We start from the raw sequence: 16,007 nt of genomic DNA on the forward strand, positions 1-16,007 counted from the left end.
AGAATGCCCTTAGCGTAGTAGCAACTCTTAAATATGGCTGTAGGAGCGAGCTTGCTCGCGAAAACTCACAGACGCCGCGTTTATTCAGGAAGCACGCGTTATCGTTAACGTTTTTCGCGAGCAAGCTCGCTCCTACCTGTACTCAGAACACGTTGATCGGGTAATCCACGATCACACGGTATTCATCCACATCGCGGTCCACTGCAGAGTAGCCATTGCTGCCGCGATTGGTCGCCCATTGCAGGCGCACGGCCAAGTCCTTGGCCTTGCCGCCCTGCACCACATATTTCAGGTCGATATCGCGCTCCCAGTGCTTGGCGTCCTTGCCATCGGCGCTGTACCAGTTGCTGTAGCCACGACTGTTGGGGTCGACCTTGGTCAGGTCGGTCTTGCCGCTGATGTAGGACACGGCGGACGTCAGGCCGGGCACGCCGAGGCCGGCGAAGTCGTAGGCGTACTTGAGCTTCCAGGAGCGCTCGTTGGGCCCGTTGAAATCCGAGTACTGCTGGGAGTTGTCCAGGTACACGCTGTCGCCCTGGGTGATGTAGTCGAACGGCGTGTTGCCATTGACCCGCTGATAAGTCGCCGTGACGCTGTGGTTGCCCACGCCCACGGTGAAATGCAGGCTGTAGGTGTTGTTGTCGATATCCCCCAGCAGCGATTGGCCGGTGTCCTGGGTATGGTAGTAGTGCAGGCCGGGCGTCAGGCTGACCAGGTTGTTCAGGGCATAGGTGTATTCCACGTCGTAGTAATACTGGTGCCAGACGTCCTTGAGTTCGGAGGCGTACAGGTTGCTGGTCAGCCCCTCGATCCCGCTGAACGACACGCCAGCCCAGTCCAGATGCTGGCTGTCGGTGTTGGCGGGCAGTGTGCCGTAGCTGGTGCCGATGCGCCGATGGCCGCTCTGGTTGTAGAGCTTGGTAAAACTGGCCTGGCCACCTTCGATCATCCAGCCGTCAAAGCTGTGGTTGGTCAGGCTCACGCCACGGAAAGTCTGCGGCAACATGCGCGTCATGCCGCCGGCGATCACCGGGTTGTTGAGGAACAGGTCGCCGGCTTTCAGTTCGGTGTCGAAGGCGCGCAGCTTCAAGGTGCCGCCAGCCGTCGAGAACGAACCCGGCGCTTTGCCGTTGCCGCTGCCATACGGAAGGATGCTGGAACCATCCGTACCACCACCGCCGTCGAGCTTGAGGCCGAGCATGGCATTGACGTCCAGGCCGAAGCCGACGGTGCCCTGGGTGTAGCCGGATTCGAAGGTGCCGATAAAGCCCTGGCCCCATTCCTTGCTGTCATCGGTATGAATATCGCGCCGGTCGCGGTTCATGTAGTAGTTGCGGGTGTTGATCGTGAGGTGTGAACCCTCGACGAAACCTTCGACGGGCGGGGCGTCTGCCGCGTGGGCAAGGGGGATGATCGTTGCTGCGATTGCGAGGAATAACGGGGTGAACGTCAGCGAGTTCTTCACCGGTGGAGCTCCTTTGGTCAATCATGAACGGCCAGTGTCGTGGGGGTGTGCCCGGCCTTTTTTCACGGCAAAAAAAAGCCGCTGAAGTCAGCGGCTTTAAGACAGATTCCCAGTGTAGAGCCCTGGAAATAAGTCGAGGGAAATTCGGGTGAGTGGTCAGCTGCCTTTGCCGTCGCGCTCATCGATGCGTCAAAGTAACGCAGGCGAGCGGTGCGATACAGAGTGTAACAAGATAATAACTATTGCCCAAACCGCAACAGTGAGGGCCATGGGATCTTCTGTGGGAGCTGGCTTGCCTGCGATGCAGACACCTCGGTATGCCAGGCCTACCGTGGTGATGCTATCGCAGGCAAGCCAGCTCCCACATTTTGACCGAGTTGTTTAGATCGGCAGGGTGATACCAAACGTATTGCCACCGCCTTCACTACGCACAAACACATCCCCCCCATGCATCAACGCAATCGCCTTGACGATGGCCAGCCCCAGCCCATGATTGGCCCCGCTGTTGCTGCGCGATGCATCCACCCGATAGAAGCGTTCGAACAGGCGTGGCAAGTGTTCGCTGGCAATGACCTCGCCGGGGTTGGTCACGCCAATCGTCACCTGGTGTGCCTGCACTTCAATGTGCACGTCGATGACGTGCCCCGGCGCCGTGTGTTGCACGGCATTGCTCAGCAGGTTGATCAGTGCGCGACGCAGGTGGGCCTTTTCGATCTGCACCACGGCATCGCCGTGCACGCGCACTTCGACCTGGGCGTCTTCGAGGATGAAGTCCAGGTAGTCGAGGGTGGTGGCCACTTCATCGGCCAGGGCGCTTTCGATCAGCTTGGTGGCCTTGCTGCCCTGGTCGGCGCTGGCGAGGAACAGCATGTCATTGATGATCGAGCGCAGCCGTTCCAGTTCTTCCAGGTTCGATTGCAGCACCTCGAAATACTGCTCCGCCGACCGACCGCGAGTGAGGGCCACCTGGGTCTGGCCGATCAGGTTGGTGAGCGGCGAACGCAGTTCATGGGCGACGTCGGCGTTGAACGATTCCAGGCGCGAATACGCCTGCTCGACACGGTCGAGGGTGGCGTTGAACGAATTGACGAACTGGCTCAATTCCGGCGGCAGCGGCGACAGGTGCAGGCGCCCGGAGAGTTTCGGCGGTGCAAGCTTTTGCGCCTCATCCGAGAGTTTGCCCAGGGGCTTGAGGCCGATACGCGCGACCCAGAACCCCAACAGTGCCGCCAGTACCACACCGACCAGCGCCAGGCTGACCAATGCCACCAGCAAGTGATGCTGGGTGGCGCGGAAGTTCTCCGTGTCGATGGCAATCATGAAGCGCAGCGCCGGGCGCTGGTCCTTGGCTGCAAACTGGCTGACCAGCACCTTGAAGGGATAATCGTGACCCGGCAGGCGCAGGTCGCGCTTACCCGTGGCGCCCTCGGCAAAGGCACGAATCTGCGCATCCGGCTCACCGTATTCGTAGCTCGGGTCGCTGCTGACCACCCAGAAACGGATGCGCTTGTCTTCTTCCCCCAACAGCTTGAGCTTGGACCTGATCTTGGCCCAATGCTCCGGCGTGCCGAAGCGATTGATCGACGACTCCAGCACGCTGTAGCGCGCATCCAGCTCGGCACCTGGCAACAACCCCAGGCCACGGTCGACCTGCTGGTACAGCGCGCCGCCGATCAACAGAAAGATCAGCAGCGCCACCAGGGTGAACATGCCACTCAGGCGCAGGGCGATGGAATTAGCGACCACTGTGGTTTTCCTGCATGCGGTTCTCCAGCACATAGCCCATGCCACGAATGGTGTGCAGCAGCTTGTGTTCGAACGGCCCGTCGAGCTTGGCGCGCAGGCGCTTGATCGCCACTTCCACCACGTTGGCATCGCTGTCGAAATTGATGTCCCAGACCATCTCGGCAATCGCAGTCTTGGACAGGATCTCGCCCTGGCGCCGCGCCAATACGCTGAGCAGCGAGAACTCCTTGGCGGTCAGGTCCAGGCGCAGGCCGTTACGGCTGGCCTTGCGACTGATCAGGTCGATCCACAGGTCGGCGACGGTGACCTGCACCGGTTCATGGCCGCCGCTGCGGCGGGTCAGGGCTTGCAGGCGGGCCACCAGTTCCAGGAACGAAAACGGCTTGCCCAGATAATCGTCGGCGCCTTCGCGCAGGCCGCGGATGCGGTCTTCAACGCGCTCGCGAGCGGTGAGCATGATCACCGGCGTCTGCTTGCGGGCGCGTAAGGCACGCAACACACCGAAGCCATCCAGGCCGGGCAGCATCACGTCGAGCACGATCACGGCGTAATCGTTTTCCAGCGCCAGGTGCAGGCCCTCGATACCTTCCCGGGCCACATCGACGGTGTAGCCTTGCTCGGTCAGGCCGCGGTGCAGGTAGTCCGCGGTTTTTTCTTCATCTTCAATAATCAGGACGCGCATGACCGCCTCAGTGTGTGGTCGCCAGCGTCAGCGCTGGTTTGGGCCTGTGGAAAAAACGTTCAAGGTACAAGTATATGACCGGCGTGGTGAACAGCGTCAGCGCCTGGCTCACCAGCAAGCCACCGACCACCGCGATGCCCAGCGGCTGGCGCAGTTCCGCCCCAGGGCCTGCGCCGAGCATCAACGGCACCGCGCCGAGCAACGCAGCAAGGGTGGTCATGATGATCGGCCGGAACCGCGTGACGCAGGCTTCATAAATCGCATCTTCGGGCGGCAGCCCGCGTACCCGCTGCGCCTCCAGGGCGAAGTCGATCATCAAGATACCGTTTTTCTTCACGATGCCGATCAGCAGCACCAGGCCGATCAAGGCCATGATCGAAAAGTCCTGGCCCAGCAGCCACAACATGACCAGCGCACCGAGGCCCGCCGAGGGCAGGGTGGAAATGATCGTCAGCGGGTGCACAAAACTCTCATACAGCACACCCAGGATAATGTAGACCGCTACCAGCGCCGCGAGGATCAGCCAGGGTTGGTTGGCCAGCGAGCTCTGGAACGCCTGGGCCGCACCCTGGAAGTTGCCGATGATTGTGCTCGGCATCCCGATTTCGTTCTTGGCCTGGTCGAGCATGATCACTGCGTCGCCCAGGGCCACGCCGGGCGCGAGGTTGAATGACAGGTTGGCGGCGGGGAACATGCCGTCATGGCTGATGGACAACGGCCCGACTGTGGGCGGGTCGACTTTGGCCAAGGCCGACAGCGGCACCATTTCATTGGTCAGTGGCGAGCGCAGGTAAAAATAGTCGAGGCTTTCGGCCTTGCCGCGCTGTTGGCTGTCCAGTTCAAGTATCACTTGGTACTGGTTGATCTCGGTGTGGAACTCGTTGATCTGGCGCTGGCCGAAGGCGTCGTACAACGCCTGGTCGACATCGGTGGCGGTCAGCCCGAAGCGCGCGGCGGCCTGGCGGTCGATGCTGATATGGGTGATGCTGCCGCCCAGTTGCAGGTCGTTGGACAGGTCGCGAAACGCCGGGTTGGCGCGCAGTTTTTCGGTGAGGCGTTGGGTCCAGGTGTTCAGCGTCGGGCCGTCGTTGCTCTTGAGCACATATTGGTACTGGGCGCGGCTGGGGCCGGAGCTCAGGTTGATGTCCTGACCGGCGCGCAGGTACAGCACGATGCCCGGCACCTTCGCCAGTTGCGGGCGGATGCGGTCGATGAACTGGCTGGCGGACACATTGCGCTCACTGCGGTCTTTCAAGGCGATCCAGAAGCGGCCGTTGGCGATGGTCTGGTTGCTGCCGGTAACGCCCACCGAATGGGAAAACGCCTGCACCGCCGGGTCGGCCTTGACGATCTCGGCCAGGGCCTTGTGCTTGGCGACCATGTCCTTGTACGACACATCGGCCGCCGCTTCGCTGGTGCCGAGCACGAAACCGGTGTCCTGCACCGGGAAGAATCCCTTGGGAATGAACACATAGCCGACCACCGCCAGGGCCAGGGTTACCACGAAGATCGCGGCCATGCTGCGTTGGTGCGCCAGGGCACGGCGCAGGTTGCGCGCATAGCCGGCCAGCAGGCGTTCGCTGAAGCTGGGTTTGGCGTGGGCAGGGTGGGTAGGGGCACGCATGAACAAGGCGGCCAGCGTCGGTGCCAATGTCAGCGAAACCACCACTGAAATCAGAATGGTCGCGGTGGCCGTCAACGCAAACTCCTTGAACAACCGACCGACCACCCCGCCCATGAACAGCAGCGGAATAAACGCCGCCACCAGCGAGAAGCTGATGGATACCACGGTAAAGCCAATTTCACCCGAGCCCTTGATCGCTGCTTCGCGCTTGCCCAGGCCTGCCTCCAGGTGCCGATGGATGTTCTCCACCACCACAATCGCATCGTCCACCACAAAGCCCACGGCGATCACGATGGCCACCAGGGTCAGGTTGTTCAGGCTGAACCCCATCACATACATCAGGGCGAAACTGGCCACCAGCGAGACACCCAGCACCGCAGACACAATCAGCGTCGCCGACAGTTGACGCAGGAACAACGCCATCACCGCCACCACCAGCAGGATGGCGATCAGCAGGGTCATTTCCACTTCGTGCAGTGAGGCGCGGATAGTCTTGGTGCGATCGGTCAACACGCTGACCTGCACCGAGGCCGGCAACATGCCTTGCAGGCGCGGCAGCTCGGCTTGAATGCGGTCGACGGTGTCGACGATGTTGGCGCCGGGCTGGCGCGAAATCACCAGGTTCACCCCAGGCGTATCGCCGGACCAGGCTTGTACGTAGGCGTTTTCCGAGCCGTTGACGACGTTGGCGATATCACGCAGTTGAACCGGCGCACCGTTCTTGTAGGAAACGATCAGTTGGCCGTATTCCTCAGGGTGAAACAGCTGGTCGTTGGTCGACAGGGTGGACACGCTGTTGTCGCCATAGATCGCGCCCTTGGCCAAGTTGAGGCTCGACTGCTGGATGACCAGGCGTATATCGGCGAGCGTCAGGCCAATGGCCGCGAGCTTGTCAGGGGAGGCCTGCACGCGAATCGCCGGGCGTTGCTGGCCGGTGATGTTGATCTGGCCGACGCCGTCGATCTGGCTGATCTGGCGCGCCAGCAGGGTTTCCACGTAGTCGCTCAGCTCGGTGCTGGGCATGCTGCTGGAGCTGACGCTGAGGATCAACACCGGGCTGTCTGCCGGGTTGACCTTCCTCCAGGTAGGCAAGCTCGGCATGTCGCTGGGCAGCTTGCCGGACGCGGTGTTGATCGCGGCCTGGACTTCCTGGGCGGCGGTGTCGATGCTTTTTTCCAGGGTGAACTGCAGGGTCAAGAGGCTGGAGCCCAAGGCGCTACTGGAGGTCATCTGGGTCATGCCGGGGATGGCACTGAACTGCACCTCAAGAGGCGTGGCCACCGATGAGGCCATAGTGTCCGGGCTGGCGCCAGGAAGTTGCGCGGTAACCTGGATGGTCGGGAATTCCGCTTCCGGCAGTGGCGCGACGGCCAGGTTCGGGAAGGCAATAATCCCCAGCAACACCAACGCGAAGGTCAACAGCAGGGTGGCGACCGGGTGATCAACGCACCAGGCCGAGGGCGACCGGCTGGCGCTCATGGCTGCACCTGGGCGTTGGCGGTGTGGATCACTTGCGGCGGCTCCTTGAGCACCTCCACCTGCGCACCGGCCTTGAGCCGAGATTGCCCATCGCTGACCAGCACATCGCCGGCCCGCACGCCTTTGATGATATTGATGTCGCTGTTCTGGTAGGCGACTTGCACCGGTACCACCTCGACTTTGTCAGCGTTTACGCGGTACACGAAATGTGAGTCCAGCCCACGCTGCACCACGGTCGGCGGTACCACCAGGGCGTTCTTGTCGAGGGCCGTCTGGATTTTGATGGTCACCAGTTGTCCCGGCCATAGCTTATGCGCCGGGTTGCTGAACTCGGCCTTGGCCCGCAGGGTGCCGGTGGTGGAGCTGATTTGGTTGTCGATCAGGCTCAGGTGGCCTTCGCCGAGCAGGTCGCCGGTCTGGCCATCGGTGTCGGCGCCCAGGTAGGCGTCGACGGTGGCCCGGGTGGGGGCGGCGATCAGGCCCTGCAAGGTTGGCAGCATCTGCTGTGGCAGCGAGAACTCAACGGCAATCGGGTCGAGTTGGGTGACGGTAAACAGCCCCTGGGTGTCGCTCATGCGCAGGAAGTTGCCTTCGTCCACGTTGCGGATGCCCACGCGGCCACTGACCGGGGAGCGAATCTGGGTATAGGAAAGTTGTACTTGAGCCGCATCAATGGCCGCCTGATTGCCCTGCACCGTGGCCTTGAGCTGGTTGACCAGTGCCTGTTGCTGGTCATAGGTCTGTTTCGACACACCGTCGTCGATGCTTAGCGCCTTGTAACGCTTGAGATTGACCAATGCCACTTGCAACTGTGCCTGGCTTTCGCCCAATTGCGCCTTGGCCTGGTCGAGGCTGGCGCGGATCGAGCGGTCGTCGATGGTAGCCAACAGATCGCCAGCTTTCACCGATTGGCCTTCCTTGACCAGCAACTGGGTGAGGATGCCGTCGATCTGCGGGCGAATCACCACGCTGTGCAACGACAGCACTGAGCCTATGCCGCTGACAAACCTGGGAACGTCCTGTTGCGCGACGCTCACTACCCGTACCGGGATCGCCGTGGCCGCTGCCAGGCGGGGCTTGGCAGGCCGTGTTACTGCCCAGGCGGCCACCGCCAATACCAAGAGGATGCCCACCATCAGGGCCGTGTTTCGTTTTGTCTGCATGGGAGGCGCCGGGGCGCAGTTGCACGTTTTAAGCTGCAAGCTGCCAGTTGAAGGTTGGGTAGCTGCTTTATAGCCCGGTAATGCGGTCAGCACGGTGACGCCAAACTGACAGCCGCGACAGCTAGCGCTTTTTACTTGTGGCTTGAAGCTTACCGCTTGCCGCTTTGCCCCCGTATACTGGCGCTTTTACGCCTATCGCTGCGCCGGAGCCCCTATGACTTCCCCAACCCAACCCCCTGTCGACGCGGCTGACCTCGTCGATTCGGCCACCGCCGACGGCGTTGAAAAAGCCGAGATCCCGGCGTTCAAGTTCCCCTTCAAACCGGGTGAGCTGGCTGGCGCCAAGAATGCCAGTCAGCCCTGGTACAAAGGCGGCGCCAAGAACGGCCATACCAAGACGCCAGGCATGGCGCCTCCGGGCACTCGCCGCTCCATGGGTAAACGCTAAGATTAAAGCGTTGCGTGCGTTATAGGCAGTTGCCTACATCGCCCGTGGACATTTCTGCTTGTAGGTCCGCGACCGATTCTTGAAAGCTTGCACAGCGTTTGCTTCGTCCCGATGACGCTCATCGGGGCGTGGTGAGTCAGCTTTCCGGAAAAGGACATTCCCGTGGCCCTGATACACCTTTGTGCGGTGCTTGCCCTCTTGCTCTCGACAAGTGTCGTTGCCGCCGACGTTCAACCGCGGCGTGAAATCCGTTTCGCCGTCGCTGCACATTTTCCGCCTTTTCAAAGCCGCAATTCCCAAGGGCAATTGGTGGGGCTGAACATCGAACTGGGCAATGCCCTGTGCGAGCAGCTCAATGTGCGCTGTACCTGGGTTGACCAGATCGTCATGGAAAATTTCCCCGCCCTTGAGGCCAGGCAGTTCGACGCGATCATGGGCATGGCGCCCACCTGCAGTCGACGGCGACGGGTGAGTTTCACCCGTGATCTCTACCCGATCACCACTCGGCTGGTGGCGCGTAAAACCTCGGGCCTGCGCCCTAATCGACGGTCGCTCAGGGGCAAGCGTGTCGGGGTGCTGGTGCGCAGTAATCGGGAAGCCTTTGCCCTGTCGCAGTGGGCGCCGGCAGGGGTAATCATCAGGAGTTTCTGGCTCAACGACCAACTGGTGCAGAGCCTGGTTTCGGGCGATATTGATGCGACCCTTCAAGGCGCCGTGGAGATCCGAGAGGCCCTGCTAGACACGCCCCAGGGCTTGGACTTCAATTTCATGGGGCCGCCTGTGTCATCTGGCCTGCTGGGTAATAGCGTGGCGATTGCGGTGCGAAAAACCGATACCGCGTTGCGTAATGAGCTTAATCACGCGTTTGAGCAACTGATGCACAATGGCGAATACCAACGCATCCTCCAGCCCTATCGCCTCGATGTGTTGCCTGCCCATCCATGAGCGCTATTGTGTGAGTGCAACTCTGTTCCCGAGAGGCGCCTATCTACCTGACACTCCGAGCTCCAAATGTGGGAGCTGGCTTGCCTGCGATGACGGCCTGACAGCCTGCGACTATCTAGCTGACACCCCACAGTTGGATCGAGGGGCGTCAGGGAAATTGTCGTCGAATGGTAGGCCGTCGCGGGAGCAAGCTCCCTCGCCACAGGGTCCAGCGTCGCGCTGAAGTTGAGTAGATACCTACGCCAAAATAAGGCCGTAGTAGCCTAAGCCGCCCTCAACGAGATAAACGCATAATTGGCCGGCACCTCGGTGGCAATGCGCGCCCCGGCATCCAGCACCTGTTCAGCGATGTCCATCCCCGACACATGAAACACCCATTCATTGGCCATTGCCGGCTGTTCAACCGCCTGTTCAATGGCCTGGGCAAACGCCTGCATGTCCGGCAAGTACGCGGTAAACCCGTCGCCCTTGAGTGCGGTCGTGCGAATGCCAAGCAACGCGCACACCGCTTCCTTGGTCTGCACGTCATCACGGTCGGCCTGGCGTGAACGGCGAATCAGTTCGGCCAGTTGCGCATCCATCAACTCACCACCGACGATCAGCGCAGGGCCTTGCTCCCAGGATTCCGGCGGGCAGTCCTTGGCGCTTGGGTTCAGTGGGATATGCGGGTTGATCTCCATCGGGTAGATGCGGCACACCAGCGGGCGCCGTTCGTAGATGCGGCAGCGGTTGTCTTCGTCAAGATTCCGGCAGCGTCCGGCGTTGTAGGCGGCAAAGGTAATTGCCACAAACGCCTCGGTATTGCCGCTGGGCACGATCACTGAACGGCGCTCGGCATGTTCCCGTTGTTGCAGGGGCAGGCCCAGGCCGTTACCCAGAAAGCCTTCCACCAGAACGATGACGTTACCGCCGTCCGCCGCCCAGCTGCGGGCTTCTTCGAGGGTCAGGGGCACATGATGGTCGCTGCAGCATTTACCGCAACCGACGCAGGAAAAGTGTGTGTTCATGGCGGATCTGTCACCAGGCAAGGTCAGAGGGCACGCTTGAGGGGTGACGGGTTTTTACCTCTATCTACCGCTCAGGGGCTCTGGAAGCAAGTTATGCGCCAGTGAGGATCAGCCCTTGGATACGATGTCGCGCAGCACAAATCGCATGCCCGCACTTTCATACAGTTGCCGGGCGCGCAGGTTGCTCTCCAGCACCTTGAGGTCCACATAGGGTTCACCGCGCTGCTTGAATACCTGGAAGCTGTGCAGCAGCAAGGCGCGGCCCAGCCCTTGGCCTTGGGCAAAGGGGTGTACGGCCAGGTTCTTGATAAAGGCGCTGGTCCAGCATTGGGCCACTGCGAGAACACCGTCGTGGTTACTGGCCACCAGGCACAGCGTCGGGTCGTACTCGGCATCGGTGACGAACTGCTGGCGCCACTCATCCAGGTGGCCGACACGGCCGCCGCCCTGGTCCTGGGTCATGCGCAGCACGGCATGGATCGCCGGGGCCAGTTCATCGCGATAATGATCCAGCCGGGTATCCGCTGGCCACTGCGGGGCGGGAAGGCTGCCGGTGAGGTCGCGACGCAGCAGCTGGTAATACTCGCCCAAGGCTTACAGGCCCTTTTGCGCCACGGTTTGTGCGGCGACGACCAGGCATTTGGTCAATTCTGGGGATGAGAATTTGGTAAGTACTGAGTCGGCACCGGCCAGGCGTGCTTTTTCGCTGTTCATCGCGCTGTCCAGGGAGGTGTGCAACAGCACGTAGAGGTCCTTGAAATCCGGGGTTTCGCGCAGGGTGCGGGTGAGGGCGTAGCCGTCCATCTCAGACATCTCGATGTCCGACACCACCACGTTGATCTGTTCAACCGTGCCTTGAAGCTCCAGCAACACGTCGATGGCTTCCTTGGCGCTGCGGGCGGTGTGGCAGGTCAGGCCGAGGTTGCGCAGGGTGTGGACCGATTGCTGCAAAGCCACCTGGCTGTCGTCCACCACCAGGATGCGGGCGTTGCCCAGCACTTCGGCTTCTTCCATGGTCAGGTCGGTCGGCGCCGCTTCAATCGGTGCCGGGGCGATGCCATGGATGACTTTCTCGATATCCAGTACCTGCACCAGCCCACCTTCCACCTGGGTCACCCCGGTGATAAACGCCCGATTGCCGCCGGAGCCGTAGGGAGGCGGGCGGATATCGGTGGTCAGGCAATGCACGATCTTGCTCACCGCCTGCACGTGCAGGCCCTGTTTGGAACGGCTGACATCGGTGACGATCAGGCAGCCGCCATCCGGGTCTTGCAAGGGCATTTCACCCAGGGCGCGGCTCAAGTCGATCACCGACAACGAAGCGCCGCGCAAGGTGGCGATGCCTTTGACGTGCGGGTGGGACTCCGGCAGCTTGGTCAACGGCGGGCAGGGGATGATCTCGCTGACTTTCAACAGGTTGATGGCCATCAGCTTGCCGCTGCGCAAGGTAAAGAGCAGAAGCGAGAGTGAGTCTGCGCGGGCTTTGGTGGTGGACATAAAAACCTTCTGTGGATCAGGGATGACGATCTATACACCGTTATCGACCTTGTCCTCGAAAACTGTAGGAGCGAGCTTGCTCGCGAAGAACTTCAAAGCGCCGCGTTAAAACAGATTTTGCGCGTTATCGTTGACGTTTTTCGCGAGCAAGCTCGCTCCTACAGTGGGGTGGGGTGTCAGCCCTTCCAGGCCTGTGGGTTCACCAGATCCTGCGGGCGTTGGCCCAGCAGGGCGCTGCGCAGGTTGTCCACGGCGCGGTTGGCCATGGCTTCGCGGGTTTCACCGGTGGCCGAACCAATATGCGGCAGGGTCACCGCATTGCTCAGCTGGAACAACGGCGATTCAGCCAGCGGTTCCTTTTCGTACACATCCAGCCCGGCACCACGAATGCGCTGGGTTTGCAGGGCTTCGACCAGCGCAGGCTCATCCACCACTGGCCCACGGGAGATATTGATCAGGATCGCGCTGGACTTCATCAACCCCAGCTCCCGGGTGCTGATCAGGTGATGGGTCTTGTCGCTCAACGGCACCACCAGGCAGACGAAATCCGCCTCGGCCAGCAACTGCTCCAGGCTGCGAAACTGCGCGCCCAGTTCCTGCTCCAGCGCGGTCTTGCGGCTATTGCCGCTGTAAAGGATTGGCATATTGAAGCCCAGGCGCCCACGCCGGGCCACGGCCGCGCCGATATTGCCCATGCCGACAATGCCCAGGGTCTTGCCGTGCACATCGCAACCAAACAAAGGCGCGCCCACGCTGGCTTTCCATTGGCCGGCCTTGGTCCAGGCATCCAATTCGGCCACGCGGCGGGCGCTGCTCATCAGCAACGCAAAGGCCAGGTCGGCAGTGCTCTCGGTGAGCACATCGGGGGTGTTGGTGAGCAGGATCCCGCGCTCATTGAAGTACGGCACGTCGTAGTTGTCGTAGCCCACCGACACACTGGACACCACTTCCAGCTTGCTCGCGCTTTCAAGCTGCTCGCGGCCCAGCTTGCGACCCACACCGATCAAACCATGGACGTGGGGCAGGGCTTCGTTGAACTGTGCATTGATGTCACCCAGCTTGGGGTTGGGCGCGATCACCTCGAAATCCTGTTGCAGGCGTTCGATCATCGGCGGGGTGATACGGCTGAAGGCCAGGACAGTCTTTTTCATGGCAGAACTCCACTCAACATGTGGGAGCTGGCTTGCCTGCGATGACGGTGTGTCAGCCACTATTGTATTGGCTGATCCACCGTCATCGCAGGCAAGCCAGCTCCCACAATAAATTTTTAGGGGGTGGGAAGCAGCATTTCAAAATCAGTTCGCCATCCGCACACCACCGCTCAACTCATACGCCACCAACTCCGCCTGGTGCGCCGCCAGAATTTCCGGCAACGAACCGCGCAGGTATTCCACCCAGGTCTTGATCTTCGCATCCAGGTATTGGCGCGAAGGATAGATGGCGTACAGGTTCAATTCCTGGGACCGGTAGGTCGGCATCACCCGCACCAGTGTGCCGTTGCGCAGCCCTTCGATGGCGGCGTACACCGGCAGCAGGCCGACGCCCATGCCGCTGGTGATCGCGGTTTTCATCGCATCGGCCGAGTTCACCAGGAAGGGCGAGCTGTTGATCGCCACGCTTTCCTGGCCTTCAGGGCCGTTGAAGGTCCATTTGTCCAGCTGGACCACCGGGCTGACCAGGCGCAGGCACGCATGGTTGAGCAAGTCCTGGGGCCGCTGTGCGCAGCCCTTGGCCTTGACGTAGTCCGGCGAGGCGCAGGCGATGCTGTAGGTGATGCCCAGGCGCTGGGAAACGAAACCTGAGTCCGGCAGTTCGCTGGCCAGCACGATGGACACGTCGTAGCCCTCGTCGAGCAAATCCGGCACGCGGTTGGCCAGGGTCAGGTCGAAGGTCACGTCGGGATGGGTGCGGCGATAGCGGGCAATGGCGTCAATAACGAAATGCTGGCCGATGCCGGTCATGGTGTGCACTTTCAACTGCCCGGCCGGGCGCGCATGGGCGTCACTGGCTTCGGCCTCGGCCTCCTCGACATAGGCGAGGATCTGCTCGCAGCGCAGCAAATAGCGTTTGCCGGCTTCGGTCAGCGCGATGCGCCGGGTGGTGCGGTTGAGCAAGCGGGTTTGCAGGTGGGCCTCAAGGTTGGAGACCGCGCGCGAGACGTTGGCCGTGGTGGTGTCCAGTTGCACGGCGGCGGCGGTGAAGCTGCCGGCTTCGGCCACACAACTGAAGGCGCGCATGTTTTGCAAAGTGTCCATGGAGTGTTCTCAAGGGAGATAGCAAATTGTGACAGAAAGTTACGCTTTCAGTGATCCCTACCAACGGATTATCGCCTGAACGGTAACAAAGATTCACAGGAATGCCAGCTTATCGTCCTCCCTGGCGCCGCCTAGAATTGCGCCACCTCTCCCGCAACACCCTCTCAGGAATTCGCTTGCCGTGCCGCGTCGCATCAGCAGAGAGCTGAAGACTCTCAGTGTTTGGGCTTTAACGTCAGTCATCAGCGGTTGCATCGGAACCGGAGGAATCGCCCCGCAGGGCCAGGCGATCAACGCCAATAGCCTGGCCACCGACGCCGCGATCCAGAGCGCCGCCCGCGACGCCCACTGGCCCACCGCCCAATGGTGGCAGGCCTACGGCGACCCGCAGCTCAACCGTTGGGTCGAACTCGCCACCCGCAACAGCCCCAGCCTGGCCGTGGCCGCCGCCCGTGTACGGCAAGCCCGAGCGCTGGCCGGGGTGGCCGAGTCGGCCGAGTCGCTGCAGATCAACAGCGACACCACCCTCAAGCGCCACAACTGGCCGAAGGATCAGTTCTACGGTCCTGGCGAATTGAGCGGCGCCAACACCTGGGACAACAATTCTTCCCTGGGACTGAGCTACGCCCTCGACCTGTGGGGCCGGGAAAGCAACACGACCGAACGTGCGGTCGACCTGGCGCACATGAGCGCCGCCGAAGCGCGCCTGGCCCAACTCGAACTGCAAAACAACGTGGTGCGCGCCTATATCCAGCTGTCGTTGCAGTACGCCAACCGTGACATCGCGGCCGCCACTCTGGCCCAGCAACAGCAGATCCTGGACCTGGCCAATAAACGCCTGGCCGCCGGGATCGGCACTCACTTTGACGTCAGCCAGGCTGAAACGCCGCTGCCGGAAACCCATCGCCAACTGGATGCCCTGGACGAGGAAATCGCCCTGAGCCGTAACCAACTGGCGGCGTTGGCCGGCAAAGGCCCGGGGGAGGGCGCGCAATTGCAGCGCCCGACCCTGGCCCTCGCCGCGCCGTTGAAATTGCCCTCCAGCCTGCCGGCGCAATTGCTCGGCCAACGCCCGGATGTGGTTGCAAGCCGCTGGCAGGTAGCAGCCCAGGCACGGGGTATCGATGTGGCTCATGCAGGCTTCTATCCCAACGTCGACCTGGTCGGCAGCCTCGGCTACATGGCCACCGGCGGCGGTATGCTGGAGTTTCTGGCCGGCAAGAAATTCAACTACAACGTCGGCCCGGCGATCACCTTGCCGATCTTCGACGGCGGCCGTCTACGTGCGCAATTGGGGGAAGCCAGTGCCGGCTACGACATCGCGGTGGCCCAGTACAACCAGACCCTGGTCAATGCGCTCAAGGGCATCAGCGACCAGTTGATCCGCCGCGAATCCATGGACAAGCAATCGGTTTTTGCCGCGCAGTCGGTGGCCTCGGCGCAGAAAACCTACGACATCGCCATGATCGCCTATCAGCGTGGCCTCACTGATTACCTCAACGTGCTCAACGCCCAAACCTTGTTGTTTCACCAGCAGCAGATCGAACAACAGGTGCAGGCGGCTCGCCTCAGCGCCCATGCCGAGCTGGTGACCGCCTTGGGCGGCGGCCTCGGTGCTGGCGATGATGTGCCCACGGCTGCCAAGACACTCCCAAGCAAGACTCCGGCGGCGCTCGCCGTGTTTGATCACTGAGTA

At 61.6% G+C, this 16,007-nt stretch carries 13 protein-coding genes; 3 read left to right on the top strand and 10 right to left on the bottom strand.

Annotation, left to right across the window (positions count from 1 at the left end):
* Nucleotides 1–142: 142 nt before the first annotated feature.
* The 5 genes from JFT58_RS28015 to JFT58_RS28035 all read right to left on the bottom strand — a co-directional run bounded on the left by JFT58_RS28015 (nucleotide 143) and on the right by JFT58_RS28035 (nucleotide 8,159).
* Nucleotides 143–1,465, bottom strand: coding sequence for an OprD family porin (locus tag JFT58_RS28015; protein ID WP_034126341.1), 1,323 nt, complete (start codon nucleotides 1,463–1,465; stop codon nucleotides 143–145).
* Between the two features lie 381 nt (nucleotides 1,466–1,846).
* Nucleotides 1,847–3,211: a heavy metal sensor histidine kinase gene (locus tag JFT58_RS28020; protein ID WP_054898816.1), complete on the bottom strand. Its 1,365-nt coding sequence runs from the start codon at nucleotides 3,209–3,211 to the stop codon at nucleotides 1,847–1,849.
* Nucleotides 3,201–3,893, bottom strand: coding sequence for a heavy metal response regulator transcription factor (locus JFT58_RS28025; RefSeq protein WP_003188690.1), 693 nt, complete (start codon nucleotides 3,891–3,893; stop codon nucleotides 3,201–3,203). Before JFT58_RS28025 ends, JFT58_RS28020 begins: the two co-directional genes overlap by 11 nt.
* A gap of 7 nt (nucleotides 3,894–3,900) precedes the next feature.
* A complete protein-coding gene (locus JFT58_RS28030) occupies nucleotides 3,901–6,996 on the bottom strand; it encodes a multidrug efflux RND transporter permease subunit (RefSeq protein WP_054898817.1) in 3,096 nt (1,031 codons plus the stop codon).
* Nucleotides 6,993–8,159 carry an efflux RND transporter periplasmic adaptor subunit gene (locus tag JFT58_RS28035; RefSeq protein WP_054898818.1) on the bottom strand — a complete coding sequence of 389 codons (1,167 nt, stop codon included), beginning with the start codon at nucleotides 8,157–8,159 and terminating at the stop codon, nucleotides 6,993–6,995. The genes JFT58_RS28030 and JFT58_RS28035 overlap by 4 nt, the downstream gene beginning before the upstream one ends.
* A 214-nt stretch (nucleotides 8,160–8,373) precedes the next feature.
* Between JFT58_RS28035 and JFT58_RS28040 the strand changes: the two genes are divergently transcribed.
* Both JFT58_RS28040 and JFT58_RS28045 read left to right on the top strand, forming a co-directional pair.
* Nucleotides 8,374–8,607 (top strand): hypothetical protein, encoded by a 234-nt coding sequence (locus JFT58_RS28040; RefSeq protein ID WP_034126350.1) that lies wholly within the window; start codon nucleotides 8,374–8,376, stop codon nucleotides 8,605–8,607.
* Nucleotides 8,608–8,769: 162 nt separating this feature from the next.
* A complete protein-coding gene (locus JFT58_RS28045) occupies nucleotides 8,770–9,552 on the top strand; it encodes a transporter substrate-binding domain-containing protein (RefSeq protein WP_034126351.1) in 783 nt (260 codons plus the stop codon).
* A 263-nt stretch (nucleotides 9,553–9,815) separates the two neighbouring features.
* Here the strand turns inward: JFT58_RS28045 and JFT58_RS28050 are convergent, their stop codons facing one another.
* From JFT58_RS28050 to JFT58_RS28070, 5 genes are all read right to left on the bottom strand, one after another.
* On the bottom strand, nucleotides 9,816–10,559 hold the full coding sequence (locus JFT58_RS28050; RefSeq protein ID WP_054898819.1) for a YkgJ family cysteine cluster protein: 744 nt from the start codon (nucleotides 10,557–10,559) through the stop codon (nucleotides 9,816–9,818).
* Between the two features lie 108 nt (nucleotides 10,560–10,667).
* The gene (locus JFT58_RS28055; RefSeq protein WP_054898820.1) at nucleotides 10,668–11,150 is read right to left on the bottom strand and encodes a GNAT family N-acetyltransferase; all 483 of its coding nucleotides are present in this window, start codon (nucleotides 11,148–11,150) and stop codon (nucleotides 10,668–10,670) included.
* A gap of 3 nt (nucleotides 11,151–11,153) precedes the next feature.
* Nucleotides 11,154–12,056 carry a chemotaxis protein CheV gene (locus tag JFT58_RS28060; protein ID WP_014716988.1) on the bottom strand — a complete coding sequence of 301 codons (903 nt, stop codon included), beginning with the start codon at nucleotides 12,054–12,056 and terminating at the stop codon, nucleotides 11,154–11,156.
* 176 nt (nucleotides 12,057–12,232) lie between these two features.
* Nucleotides 12,233–13,207, bottom strand: a complete 975-nt coding sequence (locus tag JFT58_RS28065) for a 2-hydroxyacid dehydrogenase (RefSeq protein WP_054898821.1) — start codon at nucleotides 13,205–13,207, stop codon at nucleotides 12,233–12,235.
* 144 nt (nucleotides 13,208–13,351) lie between these two features.
* Nucleotides 13,352–14,311: a LysR family transcriptional regulator gene (locus JFT58_RS28070; protein ID WP_034126355.1), complete on the bottom strand. Its 960-nt coding sequence runs from the start codon at nucleotides 14,309–14,311 to the stop codon at nucleotides 13,352–13,354.
* Nucleotides 14,312–14,492: 181 nt separating this feature from the next.
* Between JFT58_RS28070 and JFT58_RS28075 the strand changes: the two genes are divergently transcribed.
* Nucleotides 14,493–16,004, top strand: coding sequence for an efflux transporter outer membrane subunit (locus JFT58_RS28075; protein ID WP_054898822.1), 1,512 nt, complete (start codon nucleotides 14,493–14,495; stop codon nucleotides 16,002–16,004).
* The last annotated feature ends 3 nt before the right edge of the window (nucleotides 16,005–16,007 follow it).

This window comes from Pseudomonas sp. MF6767, from assembly GCF_016405475.1.
Lineage (GTDB): Bacteria > Pseudomonadota > Gammaproteobacteria > Pseudomonadales > Pseudomonadaceae > Aquipseudomonas > Aquipseudomonas paracarnis.